Here is a 19,882-nt window from a genome sequence, read left to right as displayed (position 1 = left end):
GGTGCGCCCCCCGCCCATGACGACCACCCAGTCGTGCCCCAACTGCGGCACGGTGCACGACACCCGGGTGTACGTGAGCGGCCAGAAGGCCACGTGTCGCTGCGGCATCCGCTTCGAGGTGCGGCGCGCGGACGTGTCCGGCATCCACCGCCCGGCCGAGCCGTCGGGCATCCGTCCGGCCGACAGGGGCCACGACGAAGCAGGCATCGCGGTGACTTTCACGCCGCGCACGGCGGAGTATCCGCCAGAATCGACGTCACCTTCCGCTGCTCCGCGTGTTGGAGCCGGCAGGGAGGACTCGGTGGGACAGGAGATGAGGGCCGGCTCCGTCCCAGGGGGCAACGAGATGAACATCCCGCGACCGGATGGCGTGGGGAAGGCGGACGAGGGCGAGGTTGCCGCGGGGGCGGTGCCTGCCTCCTCCGGGGGCCACGACGCGCCTTCGTCCGGAGTGGCATTGCCCGCGGCGGACCCTTCGGCCGCGGAGTTGATCAGCGCCACGCTGGTGCGCGCGGAGACGTTGGGGGTGAAGGCCCCTCGCGCGCCGGTGAACACGGGCCTCCGTGAAATCGAGAACGCGGAGACGATGCTGACGGGCGCGAAGCCCCAGCTGCCGGGCCTGGAGCTCCTGGAGATCCTGGGGCGCGGCGGCATGGGCGAGGTGTGGCTCGCGCGCCAGCGGTCCCTGGGCCGCACGGTGGCGGTGAAGGTGCTGCCGCCCCGGCTGGCGAAGGACGAGGAGTTCGTGTCGCGCTTCGACAAGGAAGCGACGGCGCTCGCGTCCCTGAGCCACCCGAACATCGTGCAGATCATCGACCGGGGTGTGGCGGGCGAGCACTACTACTTCGTCATGGAGTACGTGGAGGGCCAGTCGCTGCGCCACGCGCTGAGCGGCCGGGATCCCATCTCGCCCGCGCAGGCGCTGAAGGTGCTGCTCCAGGTGGCGCGCGCCGTGGAGTGCGCGCACGCGAAGAACATCATCCACCGCGACCTCAAGCCGGAGAACATCCTGCTGGACGGGCGGCTGCACGCGAAGGTGGCGGACTTCGGCCTGGCGGGGATCCGCGAGCCGGACTCGGAGAAGCAGCTCACCGCGACCGCGGTGGCCATGGGCACGCTCAACTACATGGCCCCGGAGCAGCGCCGGGACGCGAAGAACGTGGATGGGCGCGCGGACCTCTTCTCCCTGGGCGTGATGATGTACGAGGCGCTCACGGGCGAGCTGCCCGTGGGCCGCTTCAAGCTGCCGTCCGAGCGCGTGCGCGGCCTGGACCCCCGCCTGGATCCGGTGGTGGAGCGGCTGCTGGAGACGGACCGCGAGGCCCGCTATGCCACCGCCACGGAGGTGTGCGACGCGCTGGAGGCGCTGGTGTCCGCCTCGTCGTCGCCGCACGTGGTGGCGCCCGCGTCGGCGCTGGCGCGCGCGCAGCCCTCGCACGTGGCCTCCATGAAGTCCATCACGGCCCCCGAGGCCGCCGTGCTGGAGGCGCTCCACGCGGGCTGGGGCCGGGTGCGCACCGGCCTGTCCGTGGTGGGCGGCCTGGCCGTGCTGGGCTTCGCGGTGCGCGCCTTCGTGGGGTTCGGGAGCCTGACGGGCACCCCGGTCGTCGCGGATCCGACCCCTCCGGTCATGCACTTCCCGGCCAACACGGAAGGGGAGGTGTTCTCCGGGCTGAAGCTCACGCCGCCCGCGGCCGGCTCGGCCAACAGCACCCTGGAGCTGGGCTTCGAGCAGGGCGAGGAGGAGATCAACGTCCACAGCGGCACGTGGACCCTGGACCAGGGCGAGCTGCGCGCCGTGCAGGCCGGACGGGAGGCGGACGGCAAGCTGGTGCCGCGCGCGTACCTGGCGCACCGCTACTTCTCGAGCGACGACTTCACGGCCGAGGTGCTGATGGACGTGAACCCGCTGGGCAAGCAGTGGTCGGTGGAGGAGGACGGGCAGCACTTCGGTGAGCTGGCGTTCCGCATCCGCGACGTGCAGGTGTCCGTCTTCGCCATCCCCGACGCGGGCATGCGCCTGTCGTGGCGCTACTTCTCCCCGGACGACGGGCATGAGGTGGTGGGCAACAGCGCGGAGGACACCAAGAACCTGGTCCAGGACGAGATGCCGGTGCCCAAGACGGGCCCCTTCCTGGTGAAGCTCCAGCTCAAGCGGCAGAAGAGCGGCGTGCGGGTGGACGCCTTCCTCAACAAGAAGCTCTTCGCCTCCAAGGTGCTGCCGGGCTTCGAGGGCCGCGTGGGCAAGCTGGCCCTGGGCTGCCGCAACCTCGAGTGCACCTTCGATGACCTGAAGGTCGTGGGGCAGTTGCAAGAACGCCCCGTGCGCCGCGTCCCCGCCGAGTAGCCGCCGCCGCTCCGGAGGAGGGGGCTTGCCACCCCGTCCTCCCGTTCCCACCTTGCTCCCGCCGGGCTCCGTTCGTCGCGGGGCCGCTTCTGGCACTGGGGCGGGGGTGGGGCATGGCCGTGGACCTGGACCTGGGGCGCGTGCTCCTGCTGCCGCTCTGTGGCGTGGGCCTGGCCCTGCTGCTCTGGGCGACCTTCACCCTGGGGCGGACGCCCACGGGCGCGCGGCCTCGCTGGATGCTCGCGGGCTTCGGGGCGCTGGCCCTGGGGTTGGTGCTCTTCGTTCCCTGGATGCGCGGGACGCCGCTGGTGCCGGTGTCGCCGGACGTGCTGGTGAAGGCGCTGGGCTCCGTGCTGCTGGTGCTGGCCGCGGGCGTGTCCGCCCGGGGGGCCCGGGTGCGCCTGCGGGCGGATGCGCTGCGAGGCGCCGCGCCCATGCCCCTGGATGAGGCGGTGGAGGCCCTGCGCGCGGGGCGGTCCCCGGGCTTCGGTGTGTACCGGGGCCAGCTGGATTCGGTGGAGACGCTGACGTCGCCGGGCGGCGTGCCGTGCGCCTTCTACGACGCGGCGGTGCACGCGGTGGGGGCGCATGGCTGCAGGGGGCCGCTTCTTTCGCGTGAGCGCGCGTACTCGCCGGTGCTGCTGCTGAAGGGCGAGCGCACGCGGGCGGCGGTGGGCTTCGCGCCGTCCGCGCTGCTGGCGCCGGTGGAGGTGCGGCGGTGTCCGGCGCCGCCCGCGCTCACCCGGGAGGAACTCCTGGGGGCGCCCGCGCAGGCGCTGTCCTGGGAGCGCGTGGGCGTCCCCGGGGAGGCGTGCCTGGTGGTGGGGGAGCTTCAGCGGGGTTCCCGCGACGGCACCTACGCGCTGCGCGGGCGCGGCGGGCGTCCGGCGCTGATGGTGCTGGGGGAGGGGGCCACCGGCACCGGCGGGGTGTTGTCCCGCCGGGCCTGGAGGCACTTCGCGGCGGCCGGGGCGCTGTCCCTGGCCGCCGTGTTCATGCTCGCCCGGACCCTGTGAGGTCCGGCCGGAGGACTACCCCGGATCGACCTGGCAGTTGTTCGGGCAGCTGTCGCGATCGTTGGAGTTACCGTCGTCGCACGTCTCACCGTAGTTGTACTGGGTGATGCCGTCGCCGCAGCGGGCGTTCCAGATGCAGGTGAGGCTGCACTTGCCGTAGCCCGGGCCGTTGGCGTTGCCGTTGTCGCACGTCTCGCCCGGATCGACCGTGCCGTTGCCGCAGGTGGACTTGCACTCGGTGCGCTGGGTCTCGAAGTTGTTCAGGGTCAGCTTGTACGAGGACTGGGACGTGTGGCGCTCCGCCTGGAACACGACGACCTCGTAGATCTTCCCCTTCACCAGATTGCCCAGGCCGGCGACCGTGGGCCCGTCCGCCAGGGACACCGTGCCGGACGTGGCGCCGTGCACGCCGCCCAGGTCCAGGGCGAGCTTGCCGTTGATGAACACCCAGACGTCGTCGTCACCCAGGAACGTCAGCACCTCGTTGCCCTTGAACTCGAACCAGTAGCGCGTCTCGCTGGTGAAGCTGAAGTTGCGGTCGATGTTGTTGTTGTCCTTGAGCAGGTTCTCCTTGCCCAGGCCCACCCAGCCGGTGGCGTCGAGCGGGAAGAAGGTCTGGTCGTCGAACAGGTAGGAGCCGTTGCCCTGCCGGTTCAGCTTCAGGGTTCCGACCTCCGTCACGTTGACGTTCGGCGTGTCGCGGTACCACTGGTCGAAGGCCGTCTTGCCGTGGGTGACGGCGGAGCCAGCGCCCTTGGCGTAGATGGGCTTGCCGTCCGCGCCCAGCGGGCCGTACTTCGGACCGACGATGCCCTGCTCGGAGCCGTTCGCGTCATTGAAGTCCGGGTGCAGGATGGCGGGAGCCTTGCAACCCGAGTTCACGCCGCAGAAGTCGCGGTAGACGACGGGGATCTCCACCGTGGCTGGCGGGGACTCCGTGACGCGGACGCAGGCGAAGCCCGCTTCCAGCTGGCACGTGGACGAGCAGCCGTCGTTGGCGCGGGTGTTGCCGTCGTCGCACTGCTCGGTGGTGTCGCCGGGGAGGATGACGCCGTCACCGCAGCGGGCCTCGCAGGTGCCGTTCACGCACTTGGGCTCCAGCACGCACAGCGGCGAGCAGCCGTCGCCCATGTCGTGGTTGCCGTCGTCGCACTGCTCGGTGCCTTCCTTCTTGCCGTCGCCGCAGGTCGTCTTCGTGCACGGCTGGCCCACGGTGTCGCACTTGTAGCCCTGCTCCAGGCGGCAGGTGTTGCTGCAGCCGTCGCCGTTGGCGGTGTTGCCGTCCTCGCACTCCTCCTCGCCGGCGATGATCTTGTCCCCGCACTCGGCCGCGCGGCAGCGCTGGCCCTGGAAGGGGCAGGTCCAGCCGGTCTCCACGGTGGAGCAGTCCGCCTTGCAGCCGTCGTTGGACTCGTTGTTGCGGTCGTCGCACACCTCGCCTTCCTCGACGATGCCGTTGCCGCACGCCGTCGCCACGACGCAGGGCCGGCCCCACTCGGGACACTCGAAGCCGACCTCAATCTCCTTGCAGTCGAAGGTGCAGCCGTCACCGCTCACGGTGTTGGCGTCGTCACAGACTTCGCCCTTCTGGATCTTGCCGTCGCCACAGACCTGGGGGCCCGGATCGTACGAACCGCCGTCAGGCAGCGCGTTGCCGCCATCGGTGGAGCCACCGTCGCTGCCACCGTCCGTGATGTTCGTGCCGCCGTCGTTGTCGTCGTCGTCGTTGCCGGGACAGGCTGTCAGGGTGAGGAGGAGCGAAGCGAGCAGGACGCTCGCGAGCCGGGGGAGCGGGGGGGAATGTTTCAGCATGAAGGTGATGCTGAAAGCCGGTGACCCCACGTGTCAAATGGAACAGGTGTTTTCTCACCCAGCCGGTGCGTAAAAATGCAGAAAGCCCGTACGGGTGTACAGGCTTCCATGCTTCGCCCTGTCTCGCGGGGCTACATCTGTTCCAGCTCACGACCCTTCGTCTCGCGGATGAACTTCGCGGCGAAGAAGACGGAGAACACGGCGGCTGCGGCATACAGGGCGTAGGCCCAGCCCAGGCCAACGGCCTGCAGTGACGGGAACGTGGCGGACACCAGGAAGTTGGCCAGCCACTGCGCCATGGCCGCGATGGAGAGCGCGAGCGCTCGGATGCTGTTGGGGAACATCTCGCCCAAGAGCACCCAGACGACGGGGCCCCACGAGAAGCCGAAGAAGACGACGTAGAGGTTGGCGGCGATGAGCGCGGTGGTGCCGGCCGCGCCCTGGAGCACGGGCTTGCCCGCGGCGTCCAGCGGCGCGGTGCCGAACAGGTACGCCATCAGGCCCAGCGTGAGCGCCATGCCCACGGAGCCGATGATCAGCAGGGGCTTTCTTCCCACCCGGTCCACGAACGCGATGGCCACCAGCGTGGTGAGGATGTTGGTGACGCTGGTGATGACGGTGATGGCCAGCGAGTTGTGCTCGGAGAAGCCCACCGCCTGCCAGAGGACGCTGGAGTAGTAGAAGATGACGTTGATGCCCACGAACTGCTGGAGCATCGCGAGCACGATGCCGACCCACACGATGGGCAGGAACCCGAAGCGGCCGCCCTTCAGGTCCGCCAGGTGCGGCGTATAGTTGGTGCGCAGCGAGCGGCGGATCTCCACGACCTTGGACGGCGCGGTGTCCCCCTCGATGTCGCGCAGCACGCTCAGGGCCTCCTGCTCACGGCCCTTGGCCACGAGGAAGCGCGGGGACTCCGAGATGAAGACGGCGCCGATGCCGTAGAAGAGCGCGGGCGGCAGGCCGCTGAAGAACATCCACCGCCACGCGGTGAAGCCCAGCCAGGTGGGGTTGGAGGCGGAGCCCGCGTAGAGCGCGATCGCGAAGTCACTCAGCAGGGCCACGAAGATGCCGACCACGATGGCCAGCTGTTGCAGGGACGCCAGGCGGCCACGCAGGTACGCCGGGGCGACCTCCGCGATGTAGGTGGGCGCCACGACGCTGGCGAAGCCCACCCCCAGGCCGCCCACCAGCCGCCAGAAGCTCAGGTCCCAGAGGGAGAACGCGAACCCCGAGCCGATGGCGCTGATGATGAACAACGCCGCCGCGAGCATCATCGCGCGCCGGCGGCCGTAGCGGTCCGCGAAGGGGCCCGCGGCGAAGGCGCCCGCCGCCGAGCCGATGAGCGCGGAGGACACCGCCAGCCCCAGGCCCAGGCTGCTCGCGGCGAACTCGGCCTTCAGTGCGGCGACCGTGCCGTTGATGACGGCGGTGTCGAAGCCGAAGAGGAAGCCGCCCAGGGCGGCCACCACGGAGATGCCGATGATCCTGCCGGTCCGCGCCTCGTGATGCGCCTGGGTCCGCTTGACCGGGCATCGAGGACATCCGCCATGACGTGCTCCTTCCCCCTGGGACGGGCACGTGTCCGGCCCTCGCGGTACGCACAGCGGCCCAGAGGAGAGGTGGCCCCGGTGCCCGCCGAAAGGCACTCCCGGACAGGCCACCGCCCTGATGGCCGCCCGCTGGGGGGCGGGGCTCGGGGCTTCGAGGGCGATTCGAAGCTCAGCCCTCGTCCGCCAGGCCGTACTCCTTGAGCTTGCGGGCGAGCGTGTTGCGGCCGATCTCCAACGTGCGCGCCGCCGCGGTGCGGTTGCCCTTCACGGCCTCCAGCACGCGCAGGATGTGGCGGCGCTCCACCTCCGCCAGCGGAAGCAGGAGCGGTGCGTCCGGCGCGGCGGGCGCTTCCGGGGGGGTGGGCGCGCCGGGTTCGGTGGGGGAGGTCGCCCGGTCCAAAGAGGGCAGGGGCAGGTGCTCCTCCAGGATCTCGCCCTCGGATAGCACCACGGCGCTCTCGATGCAGTTCTCCAACTCGCGCACGTTGCCGGGCCAGCGGTAGCGCTTGAGCCTCGCGAGCGCGGTGGCGCCGAGGCGCGGCACGGGCAGGCGGTGGCGCTTCGCGGCGGTGGCGACGAAGTGGCGGGCGAGCCGCTCGATGTCCTCCGCGCCGCGCTCGCGCAGTGGGGGCAGGAGCAGCTCCACGACCTTGATGCGGTAGTAGAGGTCCTCGCGGAACCGGCCCTCCGCCACCATGCGCGGCAGGTCGCGGTGGGTGGCCGCGACGATGCGCACATCCACCTTGACGGCCTGCGTGCCGCCCACGCGTTCGAACTCGCGGTCCTGGAGCACGCGCAGCAGCTTGCCCTGCACGGCCTGGGGCAGCTCACCCAGCTCGTCGATGAAGACGGTGCCTCCGTCGGCCGCCTCGAACTTGCCGGGCACGCGGTGGTCGGCGCCGGTGAAGGCGCCCTTCTCGTGGCCGAAGAGCTCGTTCTCGATGAGGGCCGCGGGCAGGGCCGCGCAGTCCACCTTCACGAAGGGCTTGTCGCGCCTGGGGCCGTTGACGTGGATGGCGCGCGCGAAGAGCTCCTTGCCGCAGCCGCTCTCTCCGCGCAGCAGCACGGTGGCGTCCGTGGGCGCGGCCTTCTGCACCAGGCGGTAGAGCGCCTTGAGCGGCGGGGCCTCTCCGATGATGCGGTTGAAGAAGTAGCCCACCGGGGCCTGGGGCTGATCCTTCGCGCGCTGGAGCTCCTGGTAGAGGCTGGTGCTCTGGAGGGCGGTGCTCACCTGCGCCGCGATGTCGGTGAGCTTCCGGGTGTCGTCCTCCGTGAAGGGACCCCCGCCCAGGCGGTTGAGCACCTGGAGCACGCCGTACACGGCGCCCGCCGCGTCGCGCAGGGGCACCGCGGCCAGGCTGATGGTGCGGTAGCCCGTCATCCGGTCGATGTCCGCGAAGAAGCGGCGCTCGCCGCGCGGATCCGGCACGTGCACGGGCTCGCCGGCCTCCGCCACGTAGCCCGCCACGCCCTGGCCCAGCTTCACGCGGATCTGCGCGACCTCCGGCAGGTGCGCCGCGCGGCTGAACAGCTCGCGGCGCACCGGATCCAGCAGCCACAGCGTGCCCCGGTCCGCCTGGAGCGTGATGGCGATGCGGTCCACGAGCGTCTGGAGGAAGGCGTCCAGGTCCACCTCGCGCCCGACGAGGCCGCCAAGGGGGAGCAGGACCTGGGACACATCCGGCGGGGACGAGGGCATGGCGGCGGGCAGCGGCGGAAGTGAGAAGGGCGCTGGAGACAGTCTATCGCACGGCTCCGGGCTCGCGCCGCTCATGCGCCCGCCGCGCGGCCCAGGAGCATGCGCTGGCCTTCACGCGCGGGCTCGGTGAAGGGGAACAGCCCCCGCGCCTGCTGCGCCATGTCCTCCAGCAGCTCGTCCGCGTGGGACGGGTCATGGTGGAAGAGGAAGAGGCGCCCGGCGTGCAGGTCCTTGGCCACCTTGGCCGCGTCCATCATCGTCGAGTGGCCCCAGCCCTTCTTGGACATGCCCTTCCTGCCCTCGTACTCGTCGGGCGTGTACTGCGCGTCCAGGCACAGCGCGTCCGCGCCCTCGAAGTGGCGGGCCACGTCGGAGGTGAGGCGCTCCGGCAATTCCACGTCCGTGGCGTACACGAAGGAGTGGCCGTCCGCTTCGACCCGGTAGGCCATGCAGCCGTCCGGGTGCGGCACGTCGATGGGCGTCACCTTGAAGGGACCCACCTCCACGGTGCGGCCGTGCAGCGCGGCGCCGAAGGACATCTTCGAGCGCATGGTGGACAGCGGCACCGGGAACTGCGGCGGGCGCATCTGCTGCGACAGCGTGGACTCCAGCGCCTGGGCACCATTCGCGCCGGGGCCGTACATCATCAGCGACGTGGTGGGCAGGTACGCGGGCGTGAAGAAGGGGAAGCCCTGCACGTGGTCCCAGTGCAGGTGCGAGAAGAACATCGTCGCCTTCTGCGGAGCGCCCTCGCGCATCATGACCTCGCCCAGCGTCCGGATGCCCGTGCCCGCGTCGAGGATCAGCCGCTCGCCCTGGCTCGTCACCTCCACGCACGCCGTGTTGCCACCGATGCGCGAGCCCGACACCGCGATGCTGCCCCGAACGCCAAAGAAGCGGATTTCCATGATGGGTCTCCAGATGCGCGGAACGCCCGCTGGGGGCGCCCTGACGTGGAGGGGACAGAGCACGTCCGGTGCCAGCGCCAAGGGGCTGGAATCATTGGAGTTGTGGGGGCGGACCGGGCGGGCCGCTCCATTCTGGAGCGCTCCGGATGGGGCGGGCGGTCCAATCCGGAGCGGCCCCGCGCCGTGGGGGATTCCTGGTAGACCCCGGGCCATGCCGGTCATCGCGTTCTGCACCATCAAGGGAGGCGTCGGGAAGACGACGCTGTGTTCGCACGTGGCGGCGGCGCTGGCGGACGCGGGCCGCCGGGTGCTGCTGTTGGACCTGGATCCGCAGGCGCATGCGTCGCTGGTGCTGGGCCTGGAGTCGCGGGAGGGCCCGTGCGTGGCGGATGCCTTCGGGCCGCGGCCGAAGCACAAGCTGGATGAAGTCGTGGTGGCGTCACCGAAGCGGCCGGGGTTGTTCATCGCGCCCGGGGCCCCGCGCATGGCGGCGCTGGAGCGCGAGCTGTTCGGCTGGGGGCACCGGCTCCAGGCGATTCCGCGCGCGCTGAAGACGCTGTCGTGGACGCCGGACGTCATCGTCGTGGACACGCCGCCGAGCATCGGCGCGTTCACGGAGGCCGTGCTGGCCTCTGCGGACGTGGTGGTGGCGCCGGTGCCCACGGGGGCGTTCGCGTTGCAGGGCCTGGGCGAGATTGAAACCGCGTGGCGCGATGTGCGCGAGGAGGGCGGCCAGCTGGTGGCCGCGGTGAACTTGTGGGATCGGCGCACGCCCGCGACCAACGTGGCGATGGAGGAGGCGCTGAAGGACGTGACGGTGCCGGTGCTGAAGGCCCGCATCCCGCGCTCGGAGGCCATCAACCAGGCGGGGCTGGGCTACGAGGTGGTGTTCGACGTGAGCCCGAGCGCGGCGGGCGCGGAGGAGCTGCGCGCCATGGCCCGCGAGCTGGCGAAGCTCGCGGGGCTGCGCTGACGCCTCGGTCCGCTTAGCCCATGGTTCCCGTCCGCAGGGGCCCGGCGCGCCGGTAGGTGAGCAGCGCCACCCCCTTGGGCGTGATCTGGGACGCGGTGAGCTGAAGCATGCGCGGCTGAGTTCCCGCTCCGAAGAGGCGCCGGCCGCTGCCAATCGTCACGGGGATGACGTGCAGGTGCATCACGTCCACCAGGTCATGCGCCAGCAGGGTCTGGAGCAGGCCACCACTGCCATGCACCTGCAGCTCGCGGCCGGGGGAGGCCTTGAGACGGCGCACCGCCTCCACCGTGTCTCCCTCCAGCAGCGTGGAGTTCGCCCACTCCACGCGGCGCAGCGTGGTGGACGCCACGTACTTGGGCAGCGTGTTGAGCGGCCCGGCGATGGGGTCGTTCGGCGCCGTCACGCGCGGCCAGTAGCTGGAGAAGATGTCGTACGTCCCGCGCCCGAGCAGGAACGCGTCCGCCCGGCTGAAGATGTCCACGACGTGCGCGCCGAACTCGTCGCTGAAATGGGGCTCCACCCAACCGCCGAAGGCGAAGCCGCCGCTCCTGTCCTCGTCCGGTCCCCCGGGAGCCTGCATCACTCCGTCCAGCGTCACGAACTCCGTCACCGTCAGTTCCATCGTCGCATCCATCCCTTCCGGGCCATCCACTCGCCCGTTCAAATTGGCGACGAATGAGCCGGGCGCGGATCGACACACCCGTGTTTTCTGGGCCATGGGGAACGGGCGGGCGGGCGCTGACTCAGGAAGTGGGAGCGCTTCTCAGTCCAGGTCCTCCAGGGCCAGCTCTACCTGCTCGCGGTAGAGCGGCACCGTCTCCACGGCGAGCAGGTCCATCAGCAGCTTCCGGGCTCCGGGCTTGTCTCCTGCTCGCACGAAAGCCCGCGCCCTCATCTCCGTGATGTTCAGCTGGATGGAGCCCTCGCGGATTCGTCCGCGCGCCTCGCGCAGCAGCGCGGTTGCGGTGGCCACGTCCTGGACGGCTGCCTGCGCATCGGATTCGGGGATGGCGACCTGCCGGGCCGTGCGCAGCAGCAGGTCGCGCACCTCGGGAGTAAGCACCAGCGCTTCTCCCGCCTCCACGCGCGAGGCAAGTTCCCGCACCGGGTCCCAGTCAATGTCCTCGGACATGCTCAGCGACCGCCCTTTCTCTTCCGGCATTTGTCGCGAGGCCAGTCGCCCTGTTGTCCCTCGCAGTACCGGCAGCAGTCGTAGCAGGAGCCTGACCAGTGCTCCTCCTGACATTGCACGTATGTCTCCAGGCAGGCGCGCTTCCACTCCGGAAGGTCTCGGGAAAGCTCCTTGGCGGCCCGGGCGAACAGGAGGATGTCCTCGGCCTCCAACTCCGTGGCCCCACAGCGAGCAGGATTGCCTGGGTGCGTCTTCACGCAGCAGCTGATGGTGGAGTCCTGGGAGCCGCACTGCGCCTGGGCCAGCTACACCGCGGTGGCGCAAGTCTGGGTGTCATTCGCCCTCGCATGGGCGCCGCCACCACAGCCCACGACCGCGAAGGAGAGCGCCGCCGCGAGCATGCCCATGAGTCGGGCGTTTTGACGTTTTCCGATGCCAAGGGAGACGGGCATGTTCTGACTCAGGGCGTGGGCAGGCCGGGGCCGAGCGACGAGCGCACGTTGGCGTCGGTGAAGCTCGTGCCCCAGACGGCGTTGATCTCCTGGGCGATGAAGGCGGCGCCCGGCTGGAACGTTCCCTGCGAGGGCTCGAACATCAGCACGCGCGGGTCGGTGAGCTCCTGCAGGCGCGGGACCACGTCGCTCACGTCGCGGCCTTGCATTTGGGCGGCGCGCACGCCCTGCAGCCATGTGCGCACGGTGCCCTGGGCGTGGGGGACGTAGAGGGGCTGCTCCGCCGCGCCCAGCGTCACGTAGAGGTGTCCCAGGCTCAGCGTGATGACGACGTTGCCGTGCTGGGTGAGCAGTGGCCCGTGGTCCGGCGGCAGGGTGTTCCAGTCCACGGCCGGGAGGTTCTGGAGGTACATGGGCGTGAAGCGCTGCGGGGCCTGGGCGACGAGCGCGCGCGTGTGCTCCACGGGGATGAGCGTGTCCCAGTCGTCGTGGAGGATGAGGAACGGCGTCTGGACGGTGCTGGCCAGGTGGGCGGCGGTCCAGCGCGTGTAGTCCGTGCCCGGGGTGATGGGGTCTCCGCCGGTGGTGGCGTAGATGCGGCGGAAGTAGGGCTCGAAGAACTGCTGGTAGCGCGAGCGCATGGCCGGGTCGCTCACGCGCGCCGGGACCCAGCGGCTCACGTAGTCCACCTCCGCGGCGAAGTCGGACAGCGGGGACAGGGCGACGCCCACGGCGGGCACCACGGTGGAGGGGGCATCCGCCGCGGCGTAGAGCGCTTCGTAGCCGCCCCAGGAGCCGCCGAAGATGCCGATGCGTTTCGTGTCCACGTTGGGGGCCTGGGCCAGGAAGCGCATGCCCGCGTTCATGTCGTCGCGGTCGTTCTGGAGGTCTCCGCCCGCGTAGAAGCGGCCGAAGAGGGCGAGCACGCCGAAGTCATGGGCCAGGTGGATGAAGGCCTCGCCCGCGATGAGCTCCGGCGTGGTGGGCGTGAACGCGATGGGCGACGAGCCCGGTCCGTAGTGCGGCTCGCTGTCGTCCGGGTGGATGCCGGCGCCGCGCGCGGCCCACTTCGCGTCCACGGCTTCACCGGTCCAGGCGATGCCGTCGTAGGGCTTGGTGAGCACCACGGTGGGGGACACGCCGGACTTCCGGGGCGGGAACCACTGCGCATAGGTGGCGGCGCGGCCGGGAACCTCCAGCTTGAGCAACTGGTAGGTCCAGGTCTGGCCCGCGGCGCTGTACTCCCCGGAGCCGAGCTGCGTCACCTGGACCGCTACCGGGTCCGTCGGCGTCTCTTCCGGGGTCTGACAGGCGTTGGTGGACGGGCTTGGGTTGCTGCAGCACGCGGTGGGGAGGGAGCCCAGGAAGGAGAGGGCCAGGAGCGTGGTCGGGAGGAAGCGCATGCCCCAGCAGACACCACGGCGCGGAATTTCTGAAAGCGTCCCCGTCCTTTCCGGACGAGGATGGCGGCACATGGACTACCAGGCGGTGTTGTCGGAGGTCTGGGACGCGGTGCGGCCGGTGGTGGGGCAGGGCCGCGTGGCGACGTACATCCCGGCGTTGGCGGCGGTGGACCCGGGCCGTTTCGGCATGGCGCTCGCGACGGTGGAGGGGGACGTGTACGGCGTGGGAGATTGGCGCGAGCCGTTCTCCATCCAGAGCATCTCCAAGGTGTTCACGCTGGCGCTCGCGCTGTCGCGGGACGGGGACGCGCTGTGGAAGCGCGTGGGCAAGGAGCCGTCGGGCAATCCGTTCAACTCGCTGGTGCAGCTGGAGTACGAGCAGGGCATCCCGCGCAACCCGTTCATCAACGCGGGGGCGCTGGTCATCACGGACCGGCTGCAGCGGCTTACCGGCGATGCGCGCGGCACGCTGAGGGACTTCCTCCGCGCGGAGAGCGGCAATCCGTCCGTGGACTTCGATCCGATCATCGCGGCCTCGGAGGCGGATCACGGCCACCGCAACCGCGCACTGGCCCACTTCATGGCGAGCTACGGCAACATGGAGAGCGCCGTGCCGGAGGTGCTGGAGCACTACTTCTGGCAGTGCTCACTGGCGATGAGCTGCGCGGACCTGGCGCGGGCCTGTGGATTCCTCGCCCGCCACGGTCAGCGCGCGGACGGGTCGAGGCTGCTCACGCGCAGCCAGGCCAAGCAGGTCAACGCGGTGATGCTCACCTGCGGCACGTACGACGCAGCGGGAGAGTTCGCCTACCGCGTCGGGCTGCCGGGCAAGAGCGGAGTGGGCGGAGGCATCATCGCCGTCATCCCCAACCGCTGCGGCCTGTGCGTGTGGAGCCCCGGGCTGGACGCGCGGGGCAACTCGGTGGCGGGCGTGGAGGCACTGGACCGGTTCACGACGCTGACCGGCCTGTCCATCTTCTAAAGGCCGCGGCTTCAGCGCAGTCCGTCCAGCAGCGTGGCCAGCTTCTGGGGCTGGGACGCGAAGGGCGAGTGCGATGAGTCCAGCGTGTCCACGGTGAAGGCGTTGCCGGGCGTGAACGCGTCCGCTTCGCGGATCATCAGGTCCTGGAGCGCGGGGACCAGGGCGCGGTCCTGGGCGCAGCGCACGTAGCTGCGTGGGACGCGGCCCCAGCGCTCCTTCGTGGCGCCGACCTTGCCAATCCACAGGGACACCGGGATGTCAGGTGTGAGCGTGAGCGCGAAGGGCAGGAAGGCTGCTTCGTCCACGTCGTGGTAGAAGCCCGCGCGCAGGGCCTCCCGGTACGCCGCGTCGCCGCGAGGATTGATCCGCACCGCGCCCAGCTTCGCGGCGTCACCGATGAAGAGCGCGGCGCTGTAGGGCGTGTGGGCCTCGGGCAGGGCGCCGTAGCCGCTGGCGCTCTGGAGGCGCAGCGGGACGTAGGCGCTCAGGTACACCAGCCGGCCAATGAGGTGCGGGGCCTTCTCCGCCGCGCGGGTGATGACGGTGCCGCCCGCGCTGTGTCCCACGAGCACGGGCTTTGGACCGCCCTGGAGCTTCTCCAGCGCGGCGACCACCGCGTCAGCGCAGTCGTCCAGCGTGACGTCGGCCAGGGGCGAGCGCTCCTCCTTGAAGCGCGCAGCGTCGCCCGTGAGGTAGGACGCGGGGAAGCGCGCGTTGAGGCCGTGACCGGGCAGGTCGATGGCCACCACCCGGTGCCCCTTCGCGGAGAGCGCTTCGGAGACACGCGTCCAGTGCAGGGCGTTGTGCCACGCACCGTGGACCAGGAGGAACGTCTTCGGGTTGCGCGGCGCCTTCGCGGGCGTGGCTGCACGGCTCAGGCCAGGCAGCACGGCCGTGCCCAGCAGGGCGCTCTTCATCACGTCACGACGGTTCATGGGTGACTCGTTCGTTGGGGGGAAGCAGGGTGAGGAGCCGCTCGCGCAGGCGGGCGAGGTCGAAGAGCTGCCGCTCCACCTCCGCCAGCCGCTCCCGGTGGGCCGCGAGCGCATCCGGGCAGATGGCGTCCGTGACCTGCCGGAGCATGCAGGGCGGGAAGGTGGCGATCTCCTCCAGCGAGAAGCCCAGGCGGATCATCCGGGCCACCTGCATGACCTGGGGGACAGCGACCTCGTCGAAGTCGCGGTAGCCGTTGTCGCGGCGGTGCGAGGCGAGGAGCCCCGCCTTGTCGTAGTGGCGAATGGACCGCGCGCTGCTGCCCGTGCGCCGGACGAGCTCTCCGATGTTCATCCTGCACTCCTGACGCCGGATGGCAGGACCCGCTCCCGGCCGACTTGTTCCAAACCTGTCCGACTGTCGGACAGGTTTTTTCGGTCCGCTCCCGGCGGGGCGCCCCGGTCGGGTTCTTTCCTTCTCATCGCTGAAGACTCCATGGCCCAGAGCTTCGGGCCTGCCACTGGTGTCAAGGTCAAGACCCCGGTGGGGAATGTGACGGGGTTGTCCCCACGGGATGCGTGACCGCGATCTACGGTGCGCCGCGTGAGCCCGTCTTCGCCCGTGCCCCGTCCGCGTCCCGCGCTTCTCTCGCTTGCCTACCTGGCGTTCGTCAGCCTGGGGTTGCCGGACGCGGTGCTGGGGGTCGCGTGGCCTTCACTGCGAAGCACGTTCGGCCTGTCGCAGGCGGCGATGGGCGCCATCCTGGGGGCGGCGGCGGTCGCCTACTTCACCTCCGGGTTGTTCGCGGGCCGGCTGATGCGCGCGATGAACCTGGGGCTGCTGCTGGCGCTGAGCACCGGCTCGGTGGCGCTGGGGCTCACGGGCTACGCGACCGTGCCCCTGTTCGTGCTGTTCCTGGCCGCGGCGTGCTTCATCGGCTTCGGTTCAGGCGCCATCGACTCCGCGCTCAACAACTACGCGGCCCAGAACTTCGGCCCCAAGCACATGAGCTGGTTGCACGCGGCGTACAGCGTTGGCGCCGCGATGGGCCCGGTGTTGATGACGGCGCTGCTGGCTCGGGGAGCGGATTGGCGGACCGGCTACGCCGTCCTCGCCGTGGTGCTGGGGACGCTGGCCCTGACGTTCCTGGTGATGCGCCGGCTGTGGGGCGCGCCAGCGGGAGCGCCGGGCGAGGAGCCTCGCGCGGAGGTGCCCACCGCGTCCGCCATGGAGGCCGTGCGCCGGCCCCGCGTGTGGCTGCAGATCTTCACGTTCTTCTTCTACACGGGCGTGGAGGTGACGGCGGGCCAGTGGAGCTTCACCGTGCTCACCGAAGGCCGGGGCCTGCACACCGCCGCCGCGGGCACCTGCGTCAGCATCTACTGGGGCAGCCTGCTGGTGGGGCGCGTCCTCTCCGGCTTCGTCGTCGAGCACATCGGGCCGGTGCGGATGCTGCGCGCGAGCACGGTGCTGGCGGTGGTGGGCGCGGCCCTGTTCGCGATTCCCGCCGTGCCGCCCGCGCTGGGGCTCGCGTTGCTGGGACTCGCGCTGGCGCCCATCTTCCCGGCCCTGATGTCGGTGACGCCGGCCCGCGTGGGGTTGGATGTCTCCGCCCACGCGGTGGGCTTCCAGGTCAGCGCGGCGACGACGGGCGTCGCGGCGCTGCCCAGCCTCGCGGGGATCATCGCCGAGCGATGGGGCCTTCAGTTCGTCGCCCCGTACATGCTCGGGGTGGCCGTGGTGCTGGCCCTGCTGCACGGCGTGCTGTCCGCCGTGGCGGACCGGCCCCAGCTCTCCCGCTGAGCGCGGACCTCAGCTCCCGGCCGGAAGCTCCGCGCTGCGCAGCGTCTTCGGGCCCTGGTCCGTCCACTGCGACAGCCGCAGCGTCGCGCCCCGCGCCGAGGCGTGCGGCTCCACCTCCACGAAGGTGAAGCGCTGCTCCAGCTTCGCGTGCTTCTGCTTCGCCGGATCCAGCGACGGATTGCCCTGGAGCTCCGCGAGGTACTCGCCCCACTCATCGTCGGAGGCCTCCGGCGCCGGGAGCCGCAGGAGGGAGATCCACGTGCCGGTGTTGGCGTAGAGGGGGCCGTTGCCCTCGTGCCAGCGGGCCGCGTGCGTGTGGCCCATCACCACCGCCTGCGGGCTGTACTTCTTGCCCAGCCGCGCGGTCTCCGCGAGCTCGTCCTTGCCGGGCTCCAGGGCGAAGTAGTCCGTGCCGGTCCTGCCCGCGACCGCGCGGTGCAGGCGTGCGTAGAGCGCGAACCCGGCCTTGGCCAGCTTCAACCGGGCGCGGCCCAGGGCCTCCGGGTTGTCGAAGGCGTTGAGCTTCTCCGGGTCAAGCACCGACAGCAGGGCGTCCACCTCGTCGTCCTTCAGGTCCACGCGCGCCAGGCTGCGCGCCAGGTGCACGTCCGCGGGCGAGCCGCCCACCACGTCCATCGGTTCCAGCGCGAAGGCCGGCGCGAGCCCCCGGTTCTCCAGCAGGCGCCGGATGAGCGTGAGCGTCCCCGCGTTGAACAGGACCTTGAGCGCGTCCGGCTTCACGCCGAGCGCCACCATCACCGCGCCCTCGAAGTCCGGCTTGAGCAGGTCCATGTACCGCATGCGGTGCTGGTGCTTGAGCGGGTTGAGCAGCGTCTTCACCAGCACGGAGCCTGGCGGATAGCGGAAGCGGTTCGCCCGCTCCGAGGACAGGAGCGAGTCGTAGTCGATGCGGTTCGCCACGTCGGTGTGCTCACCGTGGGTGACGAGCACGCGCGACCCGCCGACCTCCAGTTGCAGGGGTGCGGTGCCGTCCCGGAACTCCAGCCGCGAGGCGACCTCCCGGGGCTGGCCCAGCGCGGAGCGGATCACCTCCTGGACGTCCGGCAGCGCCAGCTCCAGGTCGTGGTTGCCCACCACCATCGTCGCCCGGCCCCCGGCCGCCAGCACCCGCCCGAGCGCCTTCAACGCGGGCGCCGTCGCCGCGGACGTCACCAGCGCACGGGCCTGCTCCAGCGTCCGTTGGGGATCCACCGCCAGCGGGTCATCGTTGAGCAGGAAGTCGAAGCTGTCGCCGTTGAGGACGACGTGGGTGGGCGTGCGGGTGAAGGAGTCGAAGAGGGCGGGCAGCTCGGCGGCGCCCGCGAAGATGTCGTAGGGGCCACCGTTGCCGAGGTGGAGGTCGCTGAGAATGAGCGTTCGCATGGGTCGATGCTCCTTTCAGGGAAGCGCCTGCAGGTCGTTGTGCCGGATGCTCACGGCGGGATCGCCGAGCACCACGTAGTTGCGAGCGTCGTTGCGTTCGATCCACCGGTGCAGCAGCTCGCGCGGCGCGAGCTTGCCGTTGGACGTGTTGGCGTCCAGGTGGGTCAGCAGGATGTTGTTGGCGGCGGAGAACCGGTCGCGGAAGTCGCGCAGCGCGTGGCCCACCGGCATGCCCGCCATGATCTTCCAGAGCGTGTTGCGGAACGGGTGGATGGTCGTCTGGGTCATCTGCAGGGGCTTGATGGAGAAGCCCCAGGCCCGCTCCACGTGGCCAATCACCGCCAGCGCGCCGCCGTTGGGATGCGCCAGGAGCCGCCGGGGCAGGGCCGCGACGAAGGGCGCGCTCGCGAGCGTGTCGCCGGTGCGTGAGGCCGTGAGCGGGAACTCGTCGTTCGCGGGCGTGCCCATGCCGAAGCAGGCGAAGAAGAACGCCACCAGGCCGTGGAGCCGCGCGTCGTCCTGGATGTCCGACGCGGCGACGTAGTGCGCGGGGGCCATCGCGCCAAAGCCGGCCCAGTCCTGGCTCAGCAGCGCGCCCTGCTTCGTGAGCTGGAGCGGATCATTCGCCTTGAAGCCCACGCCATGCGACGCGGTGAAGAGCACCGCCGGGCGCACGTCCCGGCCGTGGAGCGCGGCCAGCAGCCACTCCCGGGTCGCGTCGTCCTCGATGGCGTCACGGCTGGCGAAGCGGGCCTTCGCGGCGACCGTCTTCGCCAACTGGGGAGGCTGATCCAACGGCGCGCCCCGGGCCAGCGGTGCCACGAGGCTGTCCGCGCTGAGCTCCGTGGAGCGGTCCCCGGGGTGCTTGGGTCCCCACCAGCTCACCTGCCGGTGATTGGGCACGGACGCGCCCGTCTCATACGCCACCACGCTGTCCGCGTAGCGCGCGTACTCCGCGGGCGTGTCGAAGGAGAGGCGGCCCACGGCGTACGACAGGGACAGCGAGTGCTGCACGTCGAACGGGATGACGTCAGGCCCGCCGACGAGCAGGAGGTAATAGGGAACGATGGTCGGTTCCACGTCGCCGATGGGCGCCCCGTGCCGCTCCAGGAACTGATGCGCCGTCTCACCGGGCTGGTAGGTGAGGACGTGGCACCGGTCCGCTTCCTCCATGCGCTCGCGCCGGTGGGCGAGCAGCGGCTCCAGGCTCTTGCGAAGCTCCTCGGACGCGGACGCGGGGAACACCACGCCCCAGCCGGCCTTCGTGTAGTCCTCCGGAGGCGCGTCGGGCGGCAGGCCGAAGCTCAGGCGCATGGGGAGGCATTCGAGCCACTTCCTCCACGCCTCGAAGTACGCGGCCTCACCCCGGGGCTCCGCCACCTCCGCGGCCGCGGGCAGCGCGATGGGCGGCACCAGGTACTGCCCGGTGACGCCATCGATGCCGTTGAAGACCAGCGGATCTTCCGGAAGTGGCATGGGTCGCTCC

Annotated in this window: 16 protein-coding genes; 5 read left to right on the top strand and 11 right to left on the bottom strand. The window is 70.8% G+C overall.

What is annotated here, in order from left to right; all coding sequences use genetic code 11:
• Nucleotides 1-16: 16 nt before the first annotated feature.
• Together ACX114_RS20725 and ACX114_RS20720 are read left to right on the top strand one after the other, a co-directional pair.
• The gene (locus ACX114_RS20725; protein ID WP_459287043.1) at nt 17-2,347 is read left to right on the top strand and encodes a serine/threonine-protein kinase; all 2,331 of its coding nucleotides are present in this window, start codon (nt 17-19) and stop codon (nt 2,345-2,347) included.
• Between the two features lie 113 nt (nt 2,348-2,460).
• Entirely contained in the window at nt 2,461-3,363 is a 903-nt protein-coding gene (locus ACX114_RS20720) for a hypothetical protein (RefSeq protein WP_459287041.1), read from the top strand.
• A gap of 15 nt (nt 3,364-3,378) precedes the next feature.
• Here the strand turns inward: ACX114_RS20720 and ACX114_RS20715 are convergent, their stop codons facing one another.
• The 4 genes from ACX114_RS20715 to ACX114_RS20700 all read right to left on the bottom strand — a co-directional run bounded on the left by ACX114_RS20715 (nt 3,379) and on the right by ACX114_RS20700 (nt 9,335).
• Nucleotides 3,379-5,175, bottom strand: coding sequence for a DUF4215 domain-containing protein (locus tag ACX114_RS20715; protein WP_459287039.1), 1,797 nt, complete (start codon nt 5,173-5,175; stop codon nt 3,379-3,381).
• 131 nt (nt 5,176-5,306) lie between these two features.
• Nucleotides 5,307-6,647, bottom strand: coding sequence for a sugar porter family MFS transporter (locus ACX114_RS20710; RefSeq protein WP_459287037.1), 1,341 nt, complete (start codon nt 6,645-6,647; stop codon nt 5,307-5,309).
• A gap of 250 nt (nt 6,648-6,897) precedes the next feature.
• On the bottom strand, nt 6,898-8,502 hold the full coding sequence (locus ACX114_RS20705; protein WP_459287035.1) for a sigma-54-dependent Fis family transcriptional regulator: 1,605 nt from the start codon (nt 8,500-8,502) through the stop codon (nt 6,898-6,900).
• The gene (locus ACX114_RS20700; RefSeq protein ID WP_459287034.1) at nt 8,499-9,335 is read right to left on the bottom strand and encodes an MBL fold metallo-hydrolase; all 837 of its coding nucleotides are present in this window, start codon (nt 9,333-9,335) and stop codon (nt 8,499-8,501) included. Before ACX114_RS20700 ends, ACX114_RS20705 begins: the two co-directional genes overlap by 4 nt.
• Before the next feature lie 211 nt (nt 9,336-9,546).
• Between ACX114_RS20700 and ACX114_RS20695 the strand changes: the two genes are divergently transcribed.
• Entirely contained in the window at nt 9,547-10,308 is a 762-nt protein-coding gene (locus ACX114_RS20695; RefSeq protein ID WP_459287032.1) for a ParA family protein, read from the top strand.
• A gap of 13 nt (nt 10,309-10,321) precedes the next feature.
• Here the strand turns inward: ACX114_RS20695 and ACX114_RS20690 are convergent, their stop codons facing one another.
• From ACX114_RS20690 to ACX114_RS20680, 3 genes are all read right to left on the bottom strand, one after another.
• The gene (locus ACX114_RS20690) at nt 10,322-10,942 is read right to left on the bottom strand and encodes a dihydrofolate reductase family protein (protein ID WP_459287030.1); all 621 of its coding nucleotides are present in this window, start codon (nt 10,940-10,942) and stop codon (nt 10,322-10,324) included.
• 129 nt (nt 10,943-11,071) lie between these two features.
• Nucleotides 11,072-11,440: a DUSAM domain-containing protein gene (locus ACX114_RS20685; RefSeq protein ID WP_459287028.1), complete on the bottom strand. Its 369-nt coding sequence runs from the start codon at nt 11,438-11,440 to the stop codon at nt 11,072-11,074.
• A 460-nt stretch (nt 11,441-11,900) separates the two neighbouring features.
• Complete coding sequence (locus tag ACX114_RS20680; RefSeq protein WP_459287026.1) at nt 11,901-13,295, bottom strand: alpha/beta hydrolase family protein; 1,395 nt, start codon at nt 13,293-13,295, stop codon at nt 11,901-11,903.
• A 70-nt stretch (nt 13,296-13,365) separates the two neighbouring features.
• Between ACX114_RS20680 and ACX114_RS20675 the strand changes: the two genes are divergently transcribed.
• Nucleotides 13,366-14,277: a glutaminase gene (locus ACX114_RS20675; protein WP_120580796.1), complete on the top strand. Its 912-nt coding sequence runs from the start codon at nt 13,366-13,368 to the stop codon at nt 14,275-14,277.
• 11 nt (nt 14,278-14,288) lie between these two features.
• Here the strand turns inward: ACX114_RS20675 and ACX114_RS20670 are convergent, their stop codons facing one another.
• A complete protein-coding gene (locus ACX114_RS20670) occupies nt 14,289-15,212 on the bottom strand; it encodes an alpha/beta fold hydrolase (protein WP_459287023.1) in 924 nt (307 codons plus the stop codon).
• Nucleotides 15,199-15,564 (bottom strand): MerR family transcriptional regulator, encoded by a 366-nt coding sequence (locus tag ACX114_RS20665; RefSeq protein ID WP_459287022.1) that lies wholly within the window; start codon nt 15,562-15,564, stop codon nt 15,199-15,201. The genes ACX114_RS20670 and ACX114_RS20665 overlap by 14 nt, the downstream gene beginning before the upstream one ends.
• Before the next feature lie 249 nt (nt 15,565-15,813).
• Between ACX114_RS20665 and ACX114_RS20660 the strand changes: the two genes are divergently transcribed.
• The gene (locus ACX114_RS20660; protein ID WP_459287020.1) at nt 15,814-17,013 is read left to right on the top strand and encodes an MFS transporter; all 1,200 of its coding nucleotides are present in this window, start codon (nt 15,814-15,816) and stop codon (nt 17,011-17,013) included.
• Nucleotides 17,014-17,022: 9 nt separating this feature from the next.
• On the opposite strand, the gene ACX114_RS20655 is transcribed toward ACX114_RS20660, so the two are convergent.
• Nucleotides 17,023-18,396, bottom strand: coding sequence for a metallophosphoesterase (locus ACX114_RS20655; protein WP_459287018.1), 1,374 nt, complete (start codon nt 18,394-18,396; stop codon nt 17,023-17,025).
• 15 nt (nt 18,397-18,411) lie between these two features.
• On the bottom strand, nt 18,412-19,872 hold the full coding sequence (locus ACX114_RS20650; RefSeq protein ID WP_459287016.1) for a hypothetical protein: 1,461 nt from the start codon (nt 19,870-19,872) through the stop codon (nt 18,412-18,414).
• Nucleotides 19,873-19,882 lie beyond the last annotated feature (10 nt).

It is taken from the genome of Corallococcus sp. M7, from assembly GCF_054512695.1.
This window is presented reverse-complemented; position numbering and strand designations above follow the sequence as displayed.

What these genes read in the sequence shown, in the direction of transcription:
- ACX114_RS20680 (WP_459287026.1), bottom strand. Translation starts at nt 13,295, where the DNA reads ATGCGCTTCCTCCCGACCACGCTCCTGGCCCTCTCCTTCCTGGGCTCC.
- ACX114_RS20695 (WP_459287032.1), top strand. Translation starts at nt 9,547, where the DNA reads ATGCCGGTCATCGCGTTCTGCACCATCAAGGGAGGCGTCGGGAAGACG.
- ACX114_RS20705 (WP_459287035.1), bottom strand. Translation starts at nt 8,502, where the DNA reads ATGAGCGGCGCGAGCCCGGAGCCGTGCGATAGACTGTCTCCAGCGCCC.
- ACX114_RS20720 (WP_459287041.1), top strand. Translation starts at nt 2,461, where the DNA reads ATGGCCGTGGACCTGGACCTGGGGCGCGTGCTCCTGCTGCCGCTCTGT.
- ACX114_RS20690 (WP_459287030.1), bottom strand. Translation starts at nt 10,942, where the DNA reads ATGGATGCGACGATGGAACTGACGGTGACGGAGTTCGTGACGCTGGAC.
- ACX114_RS20685 (WP_459287028.1), bottom strand. Translation starts at nt 11,440, where the DNA reads ATGTCCGAGGACATTGACTGGGACCCGGTGCGGGAACTTGCCTCGCGC.
- ACX114_RS20655 (WP_459287018.1), bottom strand. Translation starts at nt 18,396, where the DNA reads ATGCGAACGCTCATTCTCAGCGACCTCCACCTCGGCAACGGTGGCCCC.
- ACX114_RS20670 (WP_459287023.1), bottom strand. Translation starts at nt 15,212, where the DNA reads ATGAACCGTCGTGACGTGATGAAGAGCGCCCTGCTGGGCACGGCCGTG.
- ACX114_RS20700 (WP_459287034.1), bottom strand. Translation starts at nt 9,335, where the DNA reads ATGGAAATCCGCTTCTTTGGCGTTCGGGGCAGCATCGCGGTGTCGGGC.
- ACX114_RS20650 (WP_459287016.1), bottom strand. Translation starts at nt 19,872, where the DNA reads ATGCCACTTCCGGAAGATCCGCTGGTCTTCAACGGCATCGATGGCGTC.
- ACX114_RS20715 (WP_459287039.1), bottom strand. Translation starts at nt 5,175, where the DNA reads ATGCTGAAACATTCCCCCCCGCTCCCCCGGCTCGCGAGCGTCCTGCTC.
- ACX114_RS20675 (WP_120580796.1), top strand. Translation starts at nt 13,366, where the DNA reads ATGGACTACCAGGCGGTGTTGTCGGAGGTCTGGGACGCGGTGCGGCCG.
- ACX114_RS20665 (WP_459287022.1), bottom strand. Translation starts at nt 15,564, where the DNA reads ATGAACATCGGAGAGCTCGTCCGGCGCACGGGCAGCAGCGCGCGGTCC.
- ACX114_RS20725 (WP_459287043.1), top strand. Translation starts at nt 17, where the DNA reads ATGACGACCACCCAGTCGTGCCCCAACTGCGGCACGGTGCACGACACC.